Origin of the sequence: Loktanella sp. Alg231-35 (assembly GCF_900143545.1) — a bacterium.
Lineage (GTDB): Bacteria > Pseudomonadota > Alphaproteobacteria > Rhodobacterales > Rhodobacteraceae > Yoonia.
In genome coordinates this window covers 507,906-527,235 of sequence record NZ_FREV01000002.1, presented here as the reverse complement: position 1 = coordinate 527,235, position 19,330 = coordinate 507,906, and the positions used below count along the sequence as shown (strand labels likewise).

Here is a 19,330-nt window from a genome sequence, read left to right as displayed (position 1 = left end):
TAACCGACTTCGGCGGGTAGCAAATCTAGCCAACTGCCTTCCCGAAAGCCGCTGGTCGTCCAGCTTGTAGTAATCTGAGTCGATCAAATGCCTGCAGCGCGCACGGCGTTGCCGTTCACCCAAGACACGAATGGCTGCTTTTGGTTGACCTGGGCCAGTTCAAGGGTGCTCGCCCGTTCCTAGCTTGGTCCTCAGAAAGAGTAATTCACCCCGACTTTGACCATCTGTGACCAAGTGGTGTGATCCGCATAGTCATCATCGGTCAGGCCATCGCCGCGCTGCGCGCCAAATTGCGTCATGCGGTACTCGCCGATGATCGATGTGCTATCATTGATGGCATATTCGACACCGAAACCGCCGGTCAGACCGTACTGCACGTCTTCAAAATACGAGTCTGATTCATCGTTCAGGTCAGATGGGTCGAAACATTCCTCCAGCTCGTAGCAGTGCCACAGATCCGTGTCCGCGATGGCGACACCACCCGTTGCAAAAATGAGCGCATTGCCTGTCGCAATGCCGGCACGCGCGCGGATTGCGCCTGACCAGTTCCATTCACCGGAGTTGAGATAGTCATCCTCATCATAGTACGTGGACGCCGTCGGCCCGGTGCCACTTTGGATCTCGGCGTCTACGCCAAAGACAAAATTCCCACGCTCCCAATTCCGGCCGGCATTCACGCCGAATGCACCGTGTTCTTCCATGATTGAAGGGTTGCCGTAGTAGCTGCCACCTGCAACGCCAAGAAGATTTCCAGACGCAAATAGGCCAGCGTAGTAGCCCGACCAATCATGCAGCGGCTCAGCACGGCCAGACGACGCCGTGCCCAAGCTGTAGGTGACGCCAATGCGGAACATCTGAGCCTCTGCGGTGTGCGGCCCTGGGTAGTCTGATTCACCGTCGGTTTCCGTCAGCGCGTCTGCACCGGTTTCAAACGGGAACCCAACATAGGTGTATTCGGCGTTCACCGCGGTGCGCTCGTTGAGGCGCACAGCAACACCAAACCCGGCAGCAAGGCCGGTCGATACTCCGGAATAGCGGCTATCGTAGTCAGCGCCGCTATCCGCACAGGTTTCATCGGCATCGCCTTCGCATGCACCAAGTTCCAAGTCAGCAAAGGCCAATCCTGCAGTCGTGTAAAAGAGCGCAGAACCTGTGGAAATCCCGGCACGACCGCGGATTGTCGTCAACCAATTCCAGCTATGGTCGCTCAGATAGTCGTCGCCCCAGATTTTGTCGGCTTCCATCGCACCTGACACATCTGCTTCAAGTCCATAGACAAAGTTGCCGCGCTGAACGTTGTAGCCGCCCACAACACCAAGCGTTTGGTCCGCAATGGTTGTTCTTGTGCCGCCGTAATAGAGGCCGGAATGGTTTGTGAGCATACCGTATGTACCAAGCAGGCCGACGTAGCCGCCACCCCACATGCTGTCGGCTGCGTTCACCGTCACGGGGTCAGAACGTCTGCTGCCACCAAGGCTATAGTTGAGACCAACGCGCAGCGCTTCGCTGTTGATCCCATGCGGGGTGACTTCGGTGTCGGCACCATTGCGGTTCTGGCCCACGACTTCGGCCTCGAACGCGGTTGTGGAATACTCAAGAAAGCCGCTCAGGCGATCTGTGAAGGCAGCCTCTGCTCCGATGGCAGCCGTAAAGCCTTTCAACCTGTCATCAACAAAGGTCGAGTAGGAGTTTGCCGCGCAAGTGTCGTCAAAGCGCCCTTGCTCGCAAGCATCCAGTGTGACATCCGCGACGGTCACACCAGCTGCGGAGTACAACAGAACGTCCCCCGCAGTTACACCGACACGGCCCCGGAGGGTCGCGGACCAATTCCATTCATAACGGTTTTGGTAACTGTCGTCGTCATACCAATCGATTTCACCGTCCCGACCGGGACCGGAAACGGAGGACTCGATGCCATACACCAGGTTGCCCGACTGCCAGTTTCGCCCGAACGTCGCCGTAGCAACCGGATCAATGTACCCTCCGTACGTCCCGCCATAGTCGGTGCTGGCGGAATGACCGGCGAAAGACAGGTCAGTCCCGGCACCGGCATAAAGACCGGTCCAATTCGTCTCAGCAGATTGAAGACCTTGTGAACTGGCTGGCAATGCCAAGACCATAGACGCGAGACTAGTAGACAAAAGAAGTGAGCGGCGAGCGATTTTCATTGTGCAACTTTCAACAAGGCGAGAACTGAGTGTCGATGCCCGATCGCCTGACGCATAATTCACATCATTGACGATCAGTCTGCTCATTCTAAATCGCGTCTTTGCGTCAAGAATTTGTTCGACTTGTGGTTAATTGTGCATTTCGAGAGCTGCTACGAGGTCAGCGAGAAATGGTTCGTACCGCCTCCATTTCGATAGACCCTCAGTATGTATTGGGCGCGCAACATCTGCGCGACTGGGTGTCTGCACAGGCCGTTCCGTCTGCCAAAAATGCAAACACCGATCATCCCAATCCAAGTTAAGGTGGCTCAAAAGACCTCTCACTTGCTCCTCGGGATTAGCAATGAGCTCTTCATAGTGAATGTCGTAAATACTTCCCGGATACCGATTGGCCCAAACCTGCATTAACTCCTCATACCAAACGTATTTTTGCCCCAGTGTTTTGAGGTCGCTGAGGTAGCGATGCGCGCCGCCCATCGGATTGGTAAAGAGCGACGTGCACGTGGCTATCGGGTCACGCCTGCAATGGATGATGCGCGCATTAGGAAAACAAGCGCGGATCAGCCAAATGTTTTCAAAGTTGCTCGGCATTTTGTCGACCACATGCATGGCCGTCGAATGATGCGTCGACAACAAACCCAGATATGCTTGGGCAATGCCTTGGGTGTCACGTTTCCCCAACACCTTTGTGCGTTCCCGCTGCGCTTGCATTCTGAAAAAAATCAACTCGCCGGCGCCATGAATGTCGGGGTGTGAGGCTAGGATTTGTTCGACGAGGGTAGTTCCTGATCGCGGCATGCCAATAACGAAGATCGGTCGATCAGTCTCCACGCCTGAAGACCGCGGAGTGACAGTCTGCTGGGCAAGAACCGCGTCGAGTGCTGGATATCCGAAGGTGTTAGGCGCGCTGTTTTGATACTGCAGTCGGTTAGACATCGAATGATCTTGAATAGAGGCGTCAAACTGTCCGCGCCGATCATTCAAGATTGCTCGGGCCTTCAGCAGCCGAAGTAATTGCGAGCGTGGTGTGCGCGGGTCATCGATCAGAGTCTGCAGCGCGTTCCACCAAGTGGGCAAAAAATCCTGCTTTGGCACCTGAGCCATTCCCCAAAACGCGCCTGCAGAGGGTACCGATGCTGCCATGAGCCTTTTGTAAATTTCCCCGGCTTGTGCAAAGTGACCCTCGGCGACAAACGTTTCGGCCAGATCAAGGTCAACCTCAGCAGTGTTAAGCCCATCGGATTTTGCCTTTTCGAGGATCGCGCGCGCTTGGGTAGATCGCCCGAGTGCCATCAGTGCCTCATAGTGAACTTTCACGCTGCCTGCATCGCGGGGCGATCGATTGCGGCTGTCAACGATCAGCAACAGGGCAAGGTCCGGCCGCCCTGTCTTCAACTCGACAACCGCAAGATTGTTAAGAAACTCAACAACACCCGGCGCGTGTGCGTTCGCCTTGCGAAAGGCGGCGCGTGCAGACCAGATATCACCATTTTGCAGACAAAGACGCCCATACTCAGTCAAGAGGTCGGGGGCCTTCGGCGATTTCCTTAGTCTCGTCTTGACTTGCTTCATCTGGTCCATGCTCGGATCGTTACACCAGTTGACGCGCAATCGATAGTTCAAAGAGCCATCGATGCCCTGACCCCAAGCCTATCCCGTGGTGCATTTGTAGCAGCAGCAGCGGCCCATAGCCGTCTCTGAACGCGGTGTAACGATGCTGCTGTCGCAATCCACAAAGCTGCCATTCGCTGCAGTTGCAAAAATCTTGGCCACGGCGAATTCGCAGTCTGTGGGAGAAGACCTGTTAGACGATGAGGATTGACTGTCCGTAATCCGAAATTGCGCAGCAATAAATCCGACTAACGGCCTTGCATTGCCGAGCGACGAACGAAGCGCGGAGTAAATTGCATTGACGCCAACGTCTGATATTTCGGAAAGCCTTCGGGTTTTCGCCGCACTGCCGATAAGGCAACGCCGACAACGGGAATGCCAGATTTCATTTCTTAGCTTGAGGCCAACCATCATCGTCTCGGATCATAAAACCCCTGACTATGTGGTCTTATAGTCGTTTCCCCGAAACAGTTCGGATCCCCTTTGGTGGCCTTTCGGTTTTAGGAATGTGGCAACCACGCGCTTTTGCGTTTGTTCTCCTGAACCTCTCGATAAAAAAGAACTTCAAGTCTGGACGATGTTTGGTGACCGAAGAAGAAGCTCCGACCGCCTTGAAATGGATGATGGCGGCCTGGGATCAAGGGCTAACGGCGTGGAGTAAGGACGACCCAGCTCCAGCCTCCGCAGACGAACAATCCCGGCTTTTACGCCTCATTGATGCGCTGCCTTGTCAAGTCGTGGAAGAAACACTTGATCGCTTTGCAAAATCAGGCAATCTGGACTTTCATTGTGAGGCATCTTGGGGCATGTCTTGCGCCGTCTCGTTTGCAACACCGGTGCATTGCCCGGTCGGAGCCCCGAAGTGTTTGTTTACAATTGTTTTGAGTACCCATGTTTCACGACACCCTTGCAAAGATGAATTGTCATAGTCCAGATGCCCCGCTGCTCTCCATTGGGACAGCAGCGTTTCAAGATGGCCCCACAGCTGTCTGTGGTTCTGCGAAGAAGGATTTGTGTCAGTGATTTACCGTCCAGATATTGATGGCCTGCGTGCTGTAGCCGTGATCACGATCATCTTCTTTCACCTTGGCATTCCGGGATTTGGAGGGGCATTCACTGGTCCCGAAGTCTTTTTCGTGCTCTCAGGTTTTCTGATCGCGTCACGCATCTTCGATCAGGTGGAGAAGGGCAAGTTCGTCTTTTCCGAGTTCTACTATCGCCGCGTGCGCCGCCTGTTCCCAGCCTATTTTCTGATGCTGATCGTGACGTTGATCCTGTCATATATGTTCCTGCTGCCCGCCGATTTACGGGAATTCGCCAAGAGCTTTGCGTCCGCTACGCTTTATCTGTCGAATGTGCAGTTCTACCGCGAAACCGGCTATTTTGACACGGCCGCCCATTTCAAACCGTTGCTGCACACATGGTCGCTGTCTGTCGAAGAACAATTTTACCTGTTCTTTCCCGTTGTCGTTGGCCTTTTGGCATGGATGAGCAGGCGTCAGTTCTTCTTTACCTTCCTTGTATTGAGCATCGCGTCCTTTGTCGCCGCAGTGATCTGGATCGAGTTCGACAAGAGCTTTGCTTTCTACATGTTCCCGCTGCGCATTTGGGAGCTGGGCCTTGGCATTATGATTGCCACGGGCTGCTACAATCTGCCCAAATTCAAGGCGACCCTGCCGCGAGAAGTGCTGGCTTGGGCGGGGATTTTGCTGATCCTCGTGCCGATGTTCATCTATGAACCATCAATGAAGTTTCCGGGGTTGGCTGCTGTGCCGGCCTGTGTCGGCACTTGGTTGATCATTCAGCTTGATGGTGAACGCATGACCTCGGCGCAAAAGCTGCTGGCGCTCAAGCCGATGGTCTATGTCGGCACATTGTCTTACGCGCTGTACCTGTGGCACTGGCCGCTTTTCGTGATCTACAGCTACACCGACACCAACGGCACCGGCGCGCTGGAAGTGACCGCCATTCTGTCGTTCACGCTTGTGATTTCCCATCTGACTTATCGCTTTGTGGAAACACCGTTCCGCACAGGGGCTTTCGGATTTTACACCACGAAATGGTCGGTCTTTGGTTCAACCGCTGCGCTGTCTGCCGTGCTGATGGCGGCAGGTGTTGTGATCTTCTTGCAGAACGGCATGCCGAACCGCTTTGACGCGCGGACGCAGGCGGCAATTGCGGCGACTGATCTTTTTGGCGATATCGCGTCGGATTGCGTGCTGGACAGCGCCAGTTCGCGGCTGAAGGATATCGAGTATTGCGAGATTGGCGCGCCGTTTGATGCAGACCACTATACGCTGATCTGGGGTGACTCGCATTCGCCGACCTACCGCTTTGCCTTTCAGGACTCGTTGCCCGACGCTGACGCCCTGATGGTCTGGAGCGGGGGGTGTCCGGCGCTCTTTGATGCGCGGGTTGATGAATATGTTGCGACTGCGGCCACCGATTTGGCCTGTGAGCGCAGGAATGCCGCCGTCAAACGTCTGGTGGCAGAGGACGACCGGATCGATTCCGTTATCATCCTTGGGCGCTGGTCTTACTATGGGCGCGGCACCGGCACTGGCGTCGATATCCAGAACGAGATCAAGGTCTGGCCAGTGGGCAGTGACTATGATCCTGCGGCCGACCAATATACTGTCTATATGGAACGGTTTGAACGTACCGTTGAGGAATTGCGTGGCAAGGGTCTCAAGGTTTTTGTCATCGAACAGCCGCCAGAGTTTCCGGAGTTCAACGCGCGTATCTTTGTGATGAACCAACTGACGGGCCGCTTGTCTGATGATGTGCTGGCCCAGATCGGGACGGTCGGGAAAGCTGCGCTAGAGACCCGCCAGGGGCCGATGATTGCGCTGCTTGACCGGTTAGAGCAGGACGGTGCAATCACGCTGTTGCGCACCCACGAGCGGCTTTGTGATGCTGATGCCTGCTCGCTGATGATGGATGGCGCGCCGCTTTACTTCGATAACAACCACATGGCTGCTTCGATGGTCCGGCGGATCTCGGATATCTTTAATCCGGTGGCGATGTATCACAACGGCGGCTAGCCGCTGCCACCTGATCGCGTCAACGCCCAGAACCGCCAGGGCAGGGCGATCGCTGCGACCACCAGTCCCAGAGTGTACCCTAACCAAACCCCAACTGCCTGATAATCAAGCACAAAACCCAGCAGATAGCTGGCGGGTAAGGCAAGCGGCCAATAGGCGGCCAATGTGATCACCGTTGGCCGGTTCATGTCGGACATGCCCCGCAAAGCCCCCAGTGTGGTGCCCTGAATGCCGTCGACCACTTGCAAAAGCCCCACCATAATGAACAGCACAACGGCCAGTTCGATCACCCTTGGATCAGATGACATCGTCTCTGCCATCGCACGGCCCGCAGTAAAGAAGATTGTGGCCGCCAGACATTGCCACAGAGTGACAATCACAAGTGAGGCCTTGAGGATCGGGCGCAACCGCACCCGGCTTCCGCCCCCGACAGCCAAACCAACGCGGATTGATGCCGCCCCCGCCATGCCAAGCGGGATCATATAGGCCAGCCCGGCCAATGCGTTCACGATTTGATGTGCCGCGAGGGCCTCGGCCCCAAGCCAGCCCATCATGAGGCCTACTATCGCGTAGGCACCGCCTTCGCCTGCATAACCCAGACACAGCGGCAGTGCCTCTTTCAACTGTGCCCAGACGTCTGCCATGGCAACCGTGACCTTTTGGCGGAAGGGCGCGAGGCCGGGTGCCCGCAGAAAGACAACAACAGCGGCCAAGAGCGAGACGCATTGCGACAGAATACTGGCCAGTCCCGCCCCAAGAATGCCCATGTCCAGAACATGGATGAACGTGTAGTTCGCAGGCACATTGAAGACGACGCCAAGGTAAGACAGGCCCACCGCAAGCCATGGGCGGTCAACTGCATCATAAAGTGCCTTGATCCCAAAAAAGAGAGTGAACGGGATCACCCAGATCGCCATGGATACCCAATAGGGCAGTAGGATCGCCAGCACCTCTGCGGGTTGGCCCAATGGCCCCAGCAGCGGATAAAGCGCCACCATCAACACTGCGCCGCCCATGCCACCAATCAGGCACAGCAACATGCCGCTGCGCAGGGCAAGTGCGACGCGGGCCGGATCACCGGCCCCTTCAGCTTGACTGATCTGGACCGAAATGACGGTGATTACGCCCCAAAGGGCTGAAATCATGATGATCAGAACGGCCGTTGTCACCCCGGCTGCGGCCAGTGGCACGGTGCCAAGCGGCGCAATCATTGCAGTGTCGACCACGCCGATTAGCAGGGCTGCGGCAAGGCCTGCCATCAAAGGGACGGCAAGCCGGATAAGAGGCCAATATTCGGCGCGCGTGGGCGCCTGTCGTGTCAGGGTTTGATCTGTCATGGGTCACCTGTCGGGCCCATGCCCGACGTCAAAGTCGCGAATAGGAGCAATGCTCCGCTATGTTCAGAGGGCCATCAGGCCAGCGACGGGGACACCATGGTTTTGGTCCTTTTGAGGAAGTGATCTGTGGTTCGTCTATGCGATTTTCACGGCTGCGTCCAGATAGGGCGTGTCAGTCGAAATACTGTTCGCGATCCATCAGATAGTGCCAAAGCTCAACCTTGTCGTAAAACCGCTCGTAAAGTTCGGGCAACAGCGCCTTGGCGGCATGTCGCGCCGGGCTGTTCACACCGATTTCCATTGCCGGGCGGTCGGCATAGGTGATGGCAAGGATCAGCGGGATAACAGGCCCATCAGGGTCCTGATCAATGCCATAAAGCACGCGGACCTCTTCGGCACAGGCGAATTTGCGCCAAAGCGGGGTCAGGTGCTCAGTGACCCATTCCCGCATCTCGGCCTCTTTGCCGTCTTTCACTTTGCCGCCGAATATCGCGTAACGTGTGATCATCTTAGCCGCCTCTGTGTTTGAAACTGTCGCGCCGGAAGGAATAAAGCGCATTGGGATCGACAGCCACATCAACAACGGCTGGTTTGCCGCAGGCAAGGGCCGCTTCGATGGCGGGCCCAACCTCGGCCAATGTGTCGGCACGATAGCCTTTTGCGCCATAAAGCGTTGCCAGTTCGTCAAATCGCGGGCTAGAGATATCCGCACCGATGTAGCGCCCGTTGAAGAAATCGCGCTGATAGGCCTTCTCGGCCCCCCAGCATTGGTTGTTCATGACCACCGTGACCGTATTGATGCCGTGATCAACCGCAGTGCTCAGCTCGCTCACCGTCATACCAAAGCCGCCATCGCCCATCAGGCTGACGACAGGGCGGTCAGGTTGGGCGCATTTGACGCCAAGCCCACAAGCGAACGAGAAACCCACAAGGCCAAAATCAAGCGGCGTGAAAAGGCTGCCGGGGGTCCAATAATTCAGTGCATCGGTGGCTTGCAGGCACAGCGTACCAGCGTCCATTGTGATCGCCGCATCTTGCGGTAGAACAGCGCGCAGGGCTTTGAAAAGACCTGAGGGCTGGGTTGGATTGGTCTCAATCGCATCTTTGTCGCGCTGCGCGAGAAAGGCCCTGCGCTCTGCCTGAAACGCTGCTGTCCAATTGTCAGCACGTTGACGATCTGCCAACCCCGCAAGGGCTGCGGTCAGTTGCTGGGCGGCGGTGCGTGCGTCAGACCAAATGCCAAGCGTCACCGGAAAGAAGCGCCCGATAGCTGTCGGTTCCAGTTCCACCTGAATGATATGCGCATCTTTGTTAATGTTATCATACGTATAGAAGGTGGCGTTAAACCCCAGCCGCGTGCCAAGGGCAAGGATCACATCAGCCTCTTTCACCAACCGCGAGGCAACGGCGTTGCCGCGCGGTCCCATTTGGCCTGCGTTCAGCGGATGGCCAAAGGGGATGGCATCGCCATGCCCCGGAGAGGTCACGATGGGGCAGTTCAGCGCCTCGGCCAGCGCAATCGCCGCTGCATGCCCGCGTGTGTTCTTGATGCCGCCACCCGCGATGATCACGGGCTGGCTGGCACCTGCCAGCAGTTTCGCGGCATTGGCGATCTGATCGGGGTGGCCTGCGGGCACCGACATGTTGCGATAGCCTTGTGGGGCCTGCATTGGTGCGAATTCGGCCTGCGCAGAAAGCACATCGCGCGGCAGGTTCAACTGCACCGGGCCCATACGCGGTGACAGGGCGGTGCGGAACGCTTCGCGAAACAGCTCTGGCACACGATCTGCCGAAGGCGCGGTCCATGTTTTCTTGGTGACAGGCGTAAAGAGGGATTGCTGATCCACCTCTTGGAATGCATCGCGGTAGATATGTCCCTGTGCCAGCATGCCGGCGATAGAAACAACGGGCGAAAACGCCGCCCTTGCCTGCGACAGCCCAGTCACCAGATTGGTCGCACCGGGGCCGTTCTGACCAGCCAGCACGACGCCCGCCTTGCCCGATGCCCGTGCAAACCCATCCGCCATATGGGTGCCGGTGCGTTCGTCATGCACACCGATGAAATTGATGCCCTTGGCATCATAAAGCGCGTCGAACATCTCCATCGTGGCAGAACCGATCAGGCCAAAGACATGGCTGGTTTCTTCGGCTTTCAGCGCTTCAATTGCGGCTTGTCCGCCGCTCATCTGGGTCGTCATGTCGGCACCTTCTTAAGGAAATCTAGAATGGGATTGGTGAATGCAGTCGGGTCCTCTATCAGGCCCAGATGCTGCAATGTGGGGATGATGATTGTCTGGGATCCAGCGATTTCTGACCCGATATCATGGCTCATCTGCGGCGTTGATCCGCTGTCATGTGCGCAGGTCATCACAAGGCTGGGCAGGGTGATGGGGGGATCAGGTGCAATTAGTTCGCGCACCCCATGGGCCAATACCCAAGCTGTCTGGGCATAGGTTTCCGCATCTACCATTTCGCGCCATGCACGGACGCGCGCAGGGCCATCTCCGTTTGCCAGATAGCCGGGCGTGAACCATCGTTTCAGTGCGGCATCAAAGGTAGAAAACGCACCTTGATCACGCACAGATTTGGCACGTTCTTCTACGGCCAGTTGGGCCGCCTCTCCGCGATCATGGGGAGAATTGAGAATGGCCAGTGACGCCGCCTTGTCTGGGTAATCCATCGCAAACCGGCGGTTGATCATCCCACCAATAGAGAACCCAACGATATGGGCCCGCGCGATATCCTCCTGGGCCAACAGCCCTGCAATCTGACGGGCAAAAAGCGTGAGCGTCGCCGGTGAGGGGGCAGGTGCGCTGTCACCGTGACCGTAAAGGTCATAGCGCAGCACCCGGTAGCCAGCGAGAGCAGGCAAATGCATGTCCCACAATTGCCGTGACAGGCCCAGCCCATGGATCAGCACCACGCAGGGTGCCTTTTCAGGGCCGGACAGATCGTAGGCTGTGCCGTCTGGCGCGATTTTAGACACCGGCGGGGTTGTCCACGTCACGGCCCATTTCCTTGAGGTCTTGATAGCGGTTGCCAATGCGGTGATTGGGATGGCCACCGATGGACGCACCAAGGGCCACGATGATTTCATCTTCGGCCGGGGCATCCTGTACGGATGTGTGGATCGTCTGATAATGCGAGCGCAGACCGCCATCATCCTTATGCATCAAGGGGATCATCAGCGATGTCCCAGCACCGCCACGGGTGTTGGCAAAGACCAGATAGGATTGGGCGTTCACGGCCTCGCGGTATTTGTTGCCGAACCACAAAGTGTGGGTCAGGGCCTGCGCGTGTTCGATCTCACCGCCCATGCCGACAACGGAAGCTTTGCCATACCCTTCGAGTTTGTCGCCCGTCACATCAAGGATCATTTTGGTGAGCAATTCACCAATCTCGGGCCCGATATCGCGGATTTCGGGGCGCAGGTCTTCGACATGGCCGCGTCCGAACCATGGGTTCTTGATGATGACGATGGCGGTGACAAGACGTGTTGGGGTTTCGACCTTCTTCCATCCTTCAATATAGGTGTCCTGAATGTTCAGGATGGTACGGCGAATTTCGGCAGGCATCAGGCAAACTCCGGCATGACTTCATTGATAAACAGGGTCATGGAACGTTTCTGCGTCTCCATGTCCAACCCCATGGAGGCGTAATAGATAAAGGCGTCAACGCCCAAGGCCTCATAGGCTTTCAGCTTGGCAATGACCTGTTCGGGCGACCCAAGAGCAAGGTTCTCTTCCAGCATCGCAGGATCGACCCGCACGTTGCCTTCCAATTCTTCCAACGGCACGACTTCGGGGAAGCCGTTAATCACATCGCCTTTTTTCATCATCAGATTGCCAAAGCGCCCCAAGGCGCTGCGCACAGCACTCAGCACGCGGGTGCGGTCGTCTTCATTGTCGTAAACAGCCGTATGCCGCATCAGGGCAAAGGTGCCGTCCCAGCCTCCGGCCTTGGCGATACTATCGTCCAGTTGGCCTTTGTATTTCTCGGCCTCGGACATGGGCATGGTAAGTGGCCAGCACATCACGTTGCAATCATTGGCAACGGCATAGTCAAAGGTAATGGGTGAACGCGCGGCGACCCACATCGGCACTTTGTCTTGCAAAGGCTTGGGGCAGGATGTGGATTTCGGAAATTGCCATTTCTCGCCGTTATGTTCGACATCGCCTTTCCACAACTCGCGCACCAGCGGCAGCATTTCCTGCATGAAATGGTGGCTGTCTTTCTGTGCCAAACCGGGGTGCATGCGGTCAAATTCGCGCTGATAGGCCCCCGATCCCAGACCCAGTTCCAACCGCCCGCCAGACAGCACATCAACCAATGCCGCTTCGCCAGCCAGTTTGATCGGATGCCAATAGGCCGCATTCGCCACGCCACAGCCGACACCTATATTCTCAGTATGATCGGCCCACCATGTCATCAGTTGAAACGGGTTGGGGGCGATTGTCATCTCAAGCGCATGGTGTTCGGCGGCCCAGACAATCTCGAACCCGGCACGGTCGGCCATTTTGACCATCTCAATGGTATGGTCGCGCACTTCGGTCATCGATGTTGTGTCGTTCATCCGTTCCAGATTGATAGCAAGATGGAATTTCATGGGGCTACCTCGGCTTGAATGGGTTTGCGATGGGATCGTCAGACAGGTTCATCCAGACGGTTTTAGGGCGGGTGTAGTCATAGACGGCCTGCATCCCAGCCTCGCGGCCATAGCCGCTGGATTTCATGCCACCAAAGGCGGCAACAGGGCTGATGGCGCGATAGGTGTTCACCCAGATGATCCCGGCCTTGACCCGTTTCGACATCCGAACGGAGCGCGCGCTGTCGCGGGTAAAGATGCCCGCCGCTAGCCCGTGTTCACTGTCATTGGCCATGGCCACGACTTCGTCTTCAGTGCGAAAACGCTGAACCGCCAGAACAGGACCAAAAAGTTCGGTATCCACAATCGTCATGTCCTGACGCGGGCAGGCGATGATCGTGGGTTCATAGTAAAGACCGCCAAGGGCAGGGCGCGCGCCACCGCACAGAACGTCGCCTCCTTCGTCGCGGGCCAAGGCAACCTGCTGTTCGATATGATCCAACTGACCAATGGTGCAAAGCGGCCCCATTTCGGTTTCATCGGCCTGCGGGTCGCCAATGCGGATGTTTTTGGCAATTGCGACCATCTTTTCCAGAAATGCATCGGCAATGTCTTCATGCAGATAAAGCCGCGAACCCGCCACGCAGCTTTGCCCGGTGGCCGCGAATATCCCTGCAACCGATCCGTTGACGGCGCTATCCAGATCTGCGTCGTCAAAAACGATGAAAGGGGATTTGCCGCCCAGTTCCAAAGACACTTCGGCAAAGTTCTCGGCCGAATTGCGCACGATGTGCCGCGCCGTGGCCGGACCGCCGGTAAATGCGATCTTGGCCACAAGAGGATGCGTCGTGAGTGTCTTGCCGCAGGGGTCTGCGTGCCCTGTGACGATGTTGACAACACCGTCCGGGATGCCCGCATCAGCAATCAGCTTGCCAAATTCCAGCAGTGGCGCAGAGGCATGTTCTGAGGCCTTCAGCACAATCGTGTTGCCTGCCGCCAATGCCGGGCCGATTTTGACGGCACTTAAGAACATCTGGCTGTTCCAAGGGATGACGGCGGCAACAACGCCAACAGGTTCCCGGTCGGTAAAGACAAACATATCGGGTTTGTCGATGGGCAGGGTTTCACCATGGATTTTGTCCGCAGCGCCGGCATAGAAGTGCAGATACTCAGCAATGTAAGTGGCCTGCCACGCGGTTTCCTTGAACATCTTGCCGGTGTCTGTCGTCTCGATCCGGCCGATAGCTTCTGAATTTGCGGCCAGCAGATCACCCAGGCGGCGCAGGCATTTGCCCCGCGCGGTTGGCGTCATTTGGCCCCAGGGGCCCTCCAACGCAGCCGCAGCGGCTTTGACGGCGCGGTCAACGTCTACTGCGGTGGCCTCGGGGATTGTGGCCCAGATCGCGCCGGTTGCTGGATTGACGCTATCGAACCGCGCGCCGTTGGCGGCATCCACCCAAGCCCCGTCAATCAACATCTGATAGGTTTGGGCTGTCATCGCGGCACCTCTAACGTGGGTGTCTGGCAGTATTCGCCAGCAAGATATGTCAACGGAATGTCGCGCCCCAAGGTCACGTCTGTGACGCGACCAAAGCAGATCAGATGACTGCCCTCGGTCACGGTTTGCGTGACAGTGCATTTCAGCGAGGTAGCGCCAGCAATTTCGGGCACATCGCCCGTGGTCTCGATCCCGTCGAACCGGTCTGTGAGGTCAGCGTCGTCTTTGCCTGCAAAGCGATCTGCGATTGCCGAGGCTTCAGCGGGCAGGATGTTCACCCGAAAGACACCGTTGTCGCCCACAAGTCCGGCAGTCCGCGACCCGCCATGCAAGCACACCAGAACAGTGGGCGGATCAGCTGAGACAGAGCAAAACGCCGAAACTGTGGCCCCATGCCGCCCCGCAGGACCATCCGTTGTGACAACACTCACGCTGGTTGTGACCCGGCGCATGGCTGCAATGAAGGTCTCGCGGTCAATGGTTTGCATGTTGGCTCTCCTCTGGTGATTACGTTACGCCAAGCGATGAAAGCAAGAAATCAAATAATAATGGACATTAAATGCAAAATATCCGAACCGTTATGACATGAACCTGCAAGAACTCCGTACCTTCCTGACGATCATCGAAACGGGCAGCCTTGTGCGCGCCTCTGAGGTGTTGAACGTCACCCAATCCACGGTCACGGCCCGGCTGAAATCGCTTGAGGATGAGTTGGGCCAAACCCTGCTGATCCGTAATAAGTCCGGGGCCACGCAAACTGCGGCGGGGGTCAAGCTGCGCCGCTATGCCAATTCGATCAGCACCCTCTGGCAGCAGGCCCGACAGGATGTGGCCATACCGATGGGCACAGCGGGGTTTTGCAATTTTGCATGTGAGTACGATCTCTGGGGGGGCTTGGGCGAGGTGTTCGTGCAGCGGCTGACGGCGCTTTGCCCAGAGGTTCACCTGTCAATCTGGCTGGGCAGCCAATCCGAAGTTATGCGCTGGCTGGACGAAGGGAAGTCGGATGTGGCATTCACTTATCGTCCTGGGCAGACGCCACAACACGGAAAGATGGCGTTGCAGCCCGATCAATTGATGCTGGTGTCAACATCCCCCGATAGCCCGATCCGCTTTGATCCCGACTATGTGTTTGTCGAAGCAGGCGAGCGGTTTGAGAGGGACCATACCCTGGCCTTCGCCGACGCAGGCACGGCCCGTGTGAGCATCAGCAATGCGGCAATCGGATTGGACCACCTGCTGCGTTATGGGGGCAGCGCATACCTTCCTGCGCGTGTGGCGGGCGGGGCGCTGGCCGCCGGTGATCTGTTTCATCTGACAGATGCGCCGCAGTTTGACCGGGCGATTTACGTGATGTTTGACAAGGGCAAGCTGGAGGGGTGGCAGTGGTTTGACGACGCTTTGGCGCAGTTCCTGCCGTCAGTCTAGTGTCGACATGATCCTGAGGGCCGGGCGAAAGCTGCTATATTTCAAAGTCCTGACCGTCGCTAATCAACGGACAGAATGCGTCGCGCAATGTGACAACCATCGCTTCGATCGCGGGTGATGTGCCGGCCGGATTGCGGTGCAACACCACGCGGGCATTATCAATGGTGTTAAAGCCGTCCTCAGCCGTCAATTCCCGACACCCCGGCGGGATGGAACTGCGCGCCAAGGGTGCGACTGCAATGCCATTGATGACGGCGCTGCGCATACTGCCTGAGGTGTCGCACTCGAAGGCGGGGTAATAGTCCATGCCGATCTGCTCTAAGGAATGAATAGCATAGTCGCGACACCAGTCAGAGCTGAAATAGATTGATATGGGCAAGGGCCGTTGCAAATGCTGCGCATGAGAAACGGATGTGACCCAGACAGTAGGATCGACGGCCAGCACCTCTACCTCATCTTCGCTGTACCCTTCGTAAACCACGGCAAGATCAATCTTATCGGCCTTTAGCGCGGCCAGTTGCGGCGCGCTAAAGTCGCAGCGTGCAGTCACCTGTGTTTCGGGGTGGCGTTGGGAAAACGAGGCCAGAACAGAGGGCAAGATGCTTTGCACATATTCATCCGGGATCCCAACACGCACCGGACCTGACAGGGGTTTTTCCCGCAACGCTGTTGCCGTTTCGTCCAGCAGGCCCACAACTCGGCGGGCATAGGGCAGCAGTTGCTTGCCGCGGTCGGTCAGGCTGACGCCGCGCGGTTCACGCACAAAGATACCCTGACCTAGGCTTTCTTCTAGTTTGCGGATTTGCATGGACACAGCCGATTGGGTCCGGCCGATCTGATCCGCCGCACGGGTCACAGAGCCAGCATCGACAACCGCCAGAAAGCTGCGCATCAGGTCACTATCAAGGGGTGGTCGCATGTCATATACCCATTCGAAAAACAGATATCATACATCATTACTATTCGTTTGATTGATGTCAACGGTTCGTTGAATCCTGCTGTCAGTACTGGACTGGAGGGCAGAGATGCTTTGGAGATTTTGGAAGAACTTGAAGGTCCTGCGTGATCAACGGCAAGCGACAGCTTGGATGCTGCTGCGCAAGGACGACCGGTGGCTAAAGGATATCGGATTGACGCGGCACGAGCTGCGAACCTTGTTGAATGAGTGGAAAGAATAAGGTGTTTGCCCGCATCGTTGCGGGCCCAAAATGATCAGGCGCAGCACGACATGCTGCGCCTGGATGAAATTAACCAACCACGTTGAAACCCGGCCCATAGGGGTAGCCGGTGATGTTCTCGTTCCCATCATCATTGATGACCAGAATGTCGTGTTCGCGATACCCACCCGCACCGGGTGTGCCTTCGGGGATCGTCAGCATCGGCTCCATCGAGATAACCATGCCCGGCTCAAGCACCGTGTCGATGTCTTCGCGCAACTCCAACCCGGCTTCGCGCCCATAATAATGCGACAGCACACCAAAAGAATGCCCATAGCCAAAGGTCCGGTATTGCAGCAGGTCGCGTTCAGCAAAGAAAGTGTTGATCTTCTCGGTCACCTCCGCACAACTTGCACCGGGTTGCAGCAAACTCATCCCGTATTCATGGGCGGCGACGTTGGCCTCCCAGATTTTGAGGCTTTCAGCATCGACCGTTTTCACAAACAACGTGCGTTCCAGCGCTGTGTAATATCCGCTGATCATCGGGAAAGTGTTGAGGCTCAGGATATCGCCCGCCTGCAGCTTGCGCGCAGTGACTGGGTTGTGTGCGCCATCGGTGTTGATGCCAGACTGGAACCAAATCCAAGTGTCGCGGTATTCGGCATCCGGGAACCGCTTGGCAATCTCCAGCTCCATTGCGTCACGGCCGGCCATGGCCACGTCAATCTCGCGTACGCCTGCTTTGATCGCGTCCTTGACGGCATAACCGCCCACGTCCGCAACCTGCGCGCCTGCCTTGATCAGCGTAATCTCTGCGGCTGATTTATGCATGCGCTGGCGCATGGATGCGGCGGCGACGTCTGCGGTTGCCTTGGGCGACAGGAATTCGTCGAGCAGTGTTTTTTGCGCCAGTGTCAGGTGATCACCTTCATAGCCGATGGTCTTGCCCGTACCGGTGACAGAGCGGATAGCACGCCAGTAGTTGTTCCGCGCCCAGTCGGTATAGGTAATGTTTTCGCCATAGCAGCGCCGCCACGGCTGGGCGGCATCAATGCCTGCGCTGAAGGTGACGTTCTCCGATGCGGTCACGACGAGCGCATAGGGTCTGCCGAACGAACAATACAAGAAACCGCTGTAGTAGGCGACGCAATGCATCGACGTAAAGACGCAGGCGTCAATGCCTTCTGCGGCCATATGCGCGCGCAGCTTGGCAAGGCGCGCCTCGTATTCGGCATCTGCGAAGGGCAGGGTCTTTTGCCCCTGATGAAAGCGGTAAAACTCTGGGCGATCCATCGAATGGCTCCTTTGGTCCGAAGCCGCATCGGTCTGAGGCATAAGGCTCCTCAGAACCGCGAAAGCGGCAAAGAAAAGTCCCGGCGTTCAGGAAGATGATGTCAGGAGGTGCATATCATATGCTGGCGACGCCATCGCCTGTCCTGTGCCCCTTGTTCTAAAAGAACCGGGGCACAGATCAAGATAAATCTTGGGCAGATTTAGCCGGGGGTCATGCCCCGCAACCGTTCCGACCGGCGGCGCAGCAGTTCCAGTGTGACCAAGAGCACAACCGAGATGGAAATCAGCACCGTTGCCGCAGCCAGAATGGTTGGGCTGATCTGCTCGCGCAGGCCAGTGAACATCTGCCAAGGCAGGGTTTGCTGTCCGACAGAGCCAACAAAAAGCACGACAACCACCTCGTCAAACGAGGTGATAAAGGCAAAAAGACCACCCGAAATCACACCCGGCAGGATCAATGGCATCTGCACCCGAAAGAAGGTCGTGACCGGGTTCGCGCCCAGATTGGCCGCAGCACGCGTCAGTGATTTGTCAAAGCCTACTAACGTGGCGGTCACGGTGATGATGACAAAGGGCACGCCCAAGGCCGCATGCGACAGCACAACGCCCCAATAGGTGCCTTGCAGCCCAATCCGCGAATAAAAGAAATACATGCCCGCCGCCGAAATGATCAGCGGCACAATCATCGGTGAGATCAGGATCGCCATGATGGCACGGCGGAACGGCACATGTGCTTGGCTTAACCCGATGGCGGCCAAAGTGCCCAGTGACACAGAAATCAGCGTCGCAACGGGCGCGATCTTGAGCGAGTTCTTAAGCGGGGTCATCCACTCGGTCCCCTCAATCCCCCACATCTTGCCGATCACCAAACCAAGGGCAGCGCCCACGATGATGGGCAGCACATTCTTGGACCCGCGCCAGTAGAACAGCGCCGCAAAGACAGCCAAGCCAATCAACGCCCCCACGATCAGCCCGGTCCAAGGCGCACCTTCGGTGCCAAAAAACGCCTGATAGTGTTTGAGCGAATAACCCGCAGGATCAAACCGCAGCATCTCGGGGGTGAAGGTAAAGAAATCCTGCGCGTTAAAGCTGAGCGGGATGATCGTGATGATGGGTGCGATCAAAAAGAACAGGATCAACCCACAGATCACACGAAAGCTGTAGTACCAGATCCGCTGACCGGTTGTTGCATATGGTGGCAATCCCATG

Annotated in this window: 17 protein-coding genes; 4 read left to right on the top strand and 13 right to left on the bottom strand. The window is 56.9% G+C overall.

All coding sequences use genetic code 11. The features are described 5' to 3' along the window. Window positions 1–191 precede the first annotated feature (191 nt). Both DHN10_RS06170 and DHN10_RS06165 read right to left on the bottom strand, forming a co-directional pair. Window positions 192–2,141, bottom strand: a complete 1,950-nt coding sequence (locus tag DHN10_RS06170) for an outer membrane protein (protein WP_159086936.1) — start codon at window positions 2,139–2,141, stop codon at window positions 192–194. Between the two features lie 156 nt (window positions 2,142–2,297). Beyond that, entirely contained in the window at window positions 2,298–3,749 is a 1,452-nt protein-coding gene (locus DHN10_RS06165; protein ID WP_108814342.1) for a tetratricopeptide repeat-containing sulfotransferase family protein, read from the bottom strand. Window positions 3,750–4,363: 614 nt separating this feature from the next. On the opposite strand from DHN10_RS06165, the gene DHN10_RS19670 reads away from it, so the two are divergent. Then, window positions 4,364–4,708: a hypothetical protein gene (locus tag DHN10_RS19670; protein WP_159086935.1), complete on the top strand. Its 345-nt coding sequence runs from the start codon at window positions 4,364–4,366 to the stop codon at window positions 4,706–4,708. Between the two features lie 90 nt (window positions 4,709–4,798). Continuing rightward, complete coding sequence (locus tag DHN10_RS06160; protein ID WP_159086934.1) at window positions 4,799–6,823, top strand: acyltransferase family protein; 2,025 nt, start codon at window positions 4,799–4,801, stop codon at window positions 6,821–6,823. Here DHN10_RS06160 and DHN10_RS06155 read toward each other — a convergent pair. The 8 genes from DHN10_RS06155 to DHN10_RS06120 form a co-directional block, all read right to left on the bottom strand. Beyond that, window positions 6,820–8,160: an MATE family efflux transporter gene (locus DHN10_RS06155; RefSeq protein WP_108814340.1), complete on the bottom strand. Its 1,341-nt coding sequence runs from the start codon at window positions 8,158–8,160 to the stop codon at window positions 6,820–6,822. The two genes, DHN10_RS06160 and DHN10_RS06155, sit on opposite strands and share 4 nt — an antisense overlap. A gap of 172 nt (window positions 8,161–8,332) precedes the next feature. Continuing rightward, window positions 8,333–8,668 (bottom strand): hypothetical protein, encoded by a 336-nt coding sequence (locus tag DHN10_RS06150; protein ID WP_108814339.1) that lies wholly within the window; start codon window positions 8,666–8,668, stop codon window positions 8,333–8,335. Between the two features lies 1 nt (window position 8,669). Then, complete coding sequence (locus DHN10_RS06145; RefSeq protein WP_199910637.1) at window positions 8,670–10,358, bottom strand: thiamine pyrophosphate-binding protein; 1,689 nt, start codon at window positions 10,356–10,358, stop codon at window positions 8,670–8,672. Then, complete coding sequence (locus tag DHN10_RS06140; protein WP_234417050.1) at window positions 10,355–11,167, bottom strand: alpha/beta fold hydrolase; 813 nt, start codon at window positions 11,165–11,167, stop codon at window positions 10,355–10,357. Before DHN10_RS06140 ends, DHN10_RS06145 begins: the two co-directional genes overlap by 4 nt. Further along, window positions 11,139–11,735, bottom strand: a complete 597-nt coding sequence (locus DHN10_RS06135) for an amino acid synthesis family protein (RefSeq protein ID WP_108814338.1) — start codon at window positions 11,733–11,735, stop codon at window positions 11,139–11,141. Before DHN10_RS06135 ends, DHN10_RS06140 begins: the two co-directional genes overlap by 29 nt. Then, window positions 11,735–12,766: an LLM class flavin-dependent oxidoreductase gene (locus tag DHN10_RS06130; protein WP_108814337.1), complete on the bottom strand. Its 1,032-nt coding sequence runs from the start codon at window positions 12,764–12,766 to the stop codon at window positions 11,735–11,737. The genes DHN10_RS06135 and DHN10_RS06130 overlap by 1 nt, the downstream gene beginning before the upstream one ends. Before the next feature lie 4 nt (window positions 12,767–12,770). Next, complete coding sequence (locus DHN10_RS06125) at window positions 12,771–14,243, bottom strand: aldehyde dehydrogenase (protein WP_234417049.1); 1,473 nt, start codon at window positions 14,241–14,243, stop codon at window positions 12,771–12,773. Continuing rightward, on the bottom strand, window positions 14,240–14,731 hold the full coding sequence (locus DHN10_RS06120) for a flavin reductase family protein (protein ID WP_234417048.1): 492 nt from the start codon (window positions 14,729–14,731) through the stop codon (window positions 14,240–14,242). The genes DHN10_RS06125 and DHN10_RS06120 overlap by 4 nt, the downstream gene beginning before the upstream one ends. A gap of 97 nt (window positions 14,732–14,828) precedes the next feature. Between DHN10_RS06120 and DHN10_RS06115 the strand changes: the two genes are divergently transcribed. Next, entirely contained in the window at window positions 14,829–15,671 is an 843-nt protein-coding gene (locus DHN10_RS06115) for a LysR family transcriptional regulator (protein WP_108814336.1), read from the top strand. A gap of 34 nt (window positions 15,672–15,705) precedes the next feature. Here the strand turns inward: DHN10_RS06115 and DHN10_RS06110 are convergent, their stop codons facing one another. After that, window positions 15,706–16,590, bottom strand: coding sequence for a LysR family transcriptional regulator (locus tag DHN10_RS06110; protein WP_108814335.1), 885 nt, complete (start codon window positions 16,588–16,590; stop codon window positions 15,706–15,708). A gap of 106 nt (window positions 16,591–16,696) precedes the next feature. Between DHN10_RS06110 and DHN10_RS19665 the strand changes: the two genes are divergently transcribed. Continuing rightward, on the top strand, window positions 16,697–16,849 hold the full coding sequence (locus DHN10_RS19665) for a hypothetical protein (RefSeq protein ID WP_159086933.1): 153 nt from the start codon (window positions 16,697–16,699) through the stop codon (window positions 16,847–16,849). Window positions 16,850–16,918: 69 nt separating this feature from the next. Here the strand turns inward: DHN10_RS19665 and DHN10_RS06105 are convergent, their stop codons facing one another. Next, window positions 16,919–18,121, bottom strand: a complete 1,203-nt coding sequence (locus DHN10_RS06105) for an aminopeptidase P family protein (RefSeq protein ID WP_108814334.1) — start codon at window positions 18,119–18,121, stop codon at window positions 16,919–16,921. A 200-nt stretch (window positions 18,122–18,321) separates the two neighbouring features. Beyond that, a complete protein-coding gene (locus tag DHN10_RS06100) occupies window positions 18,322–19,329 on the bottom strand; it encodes an ABC transporter permease (RefSeq protein WP_108814333.1) in 1,008 nt (335 codons plus the stop codon). Window position 19,330 lies beyond the last annotated feature (1 nt).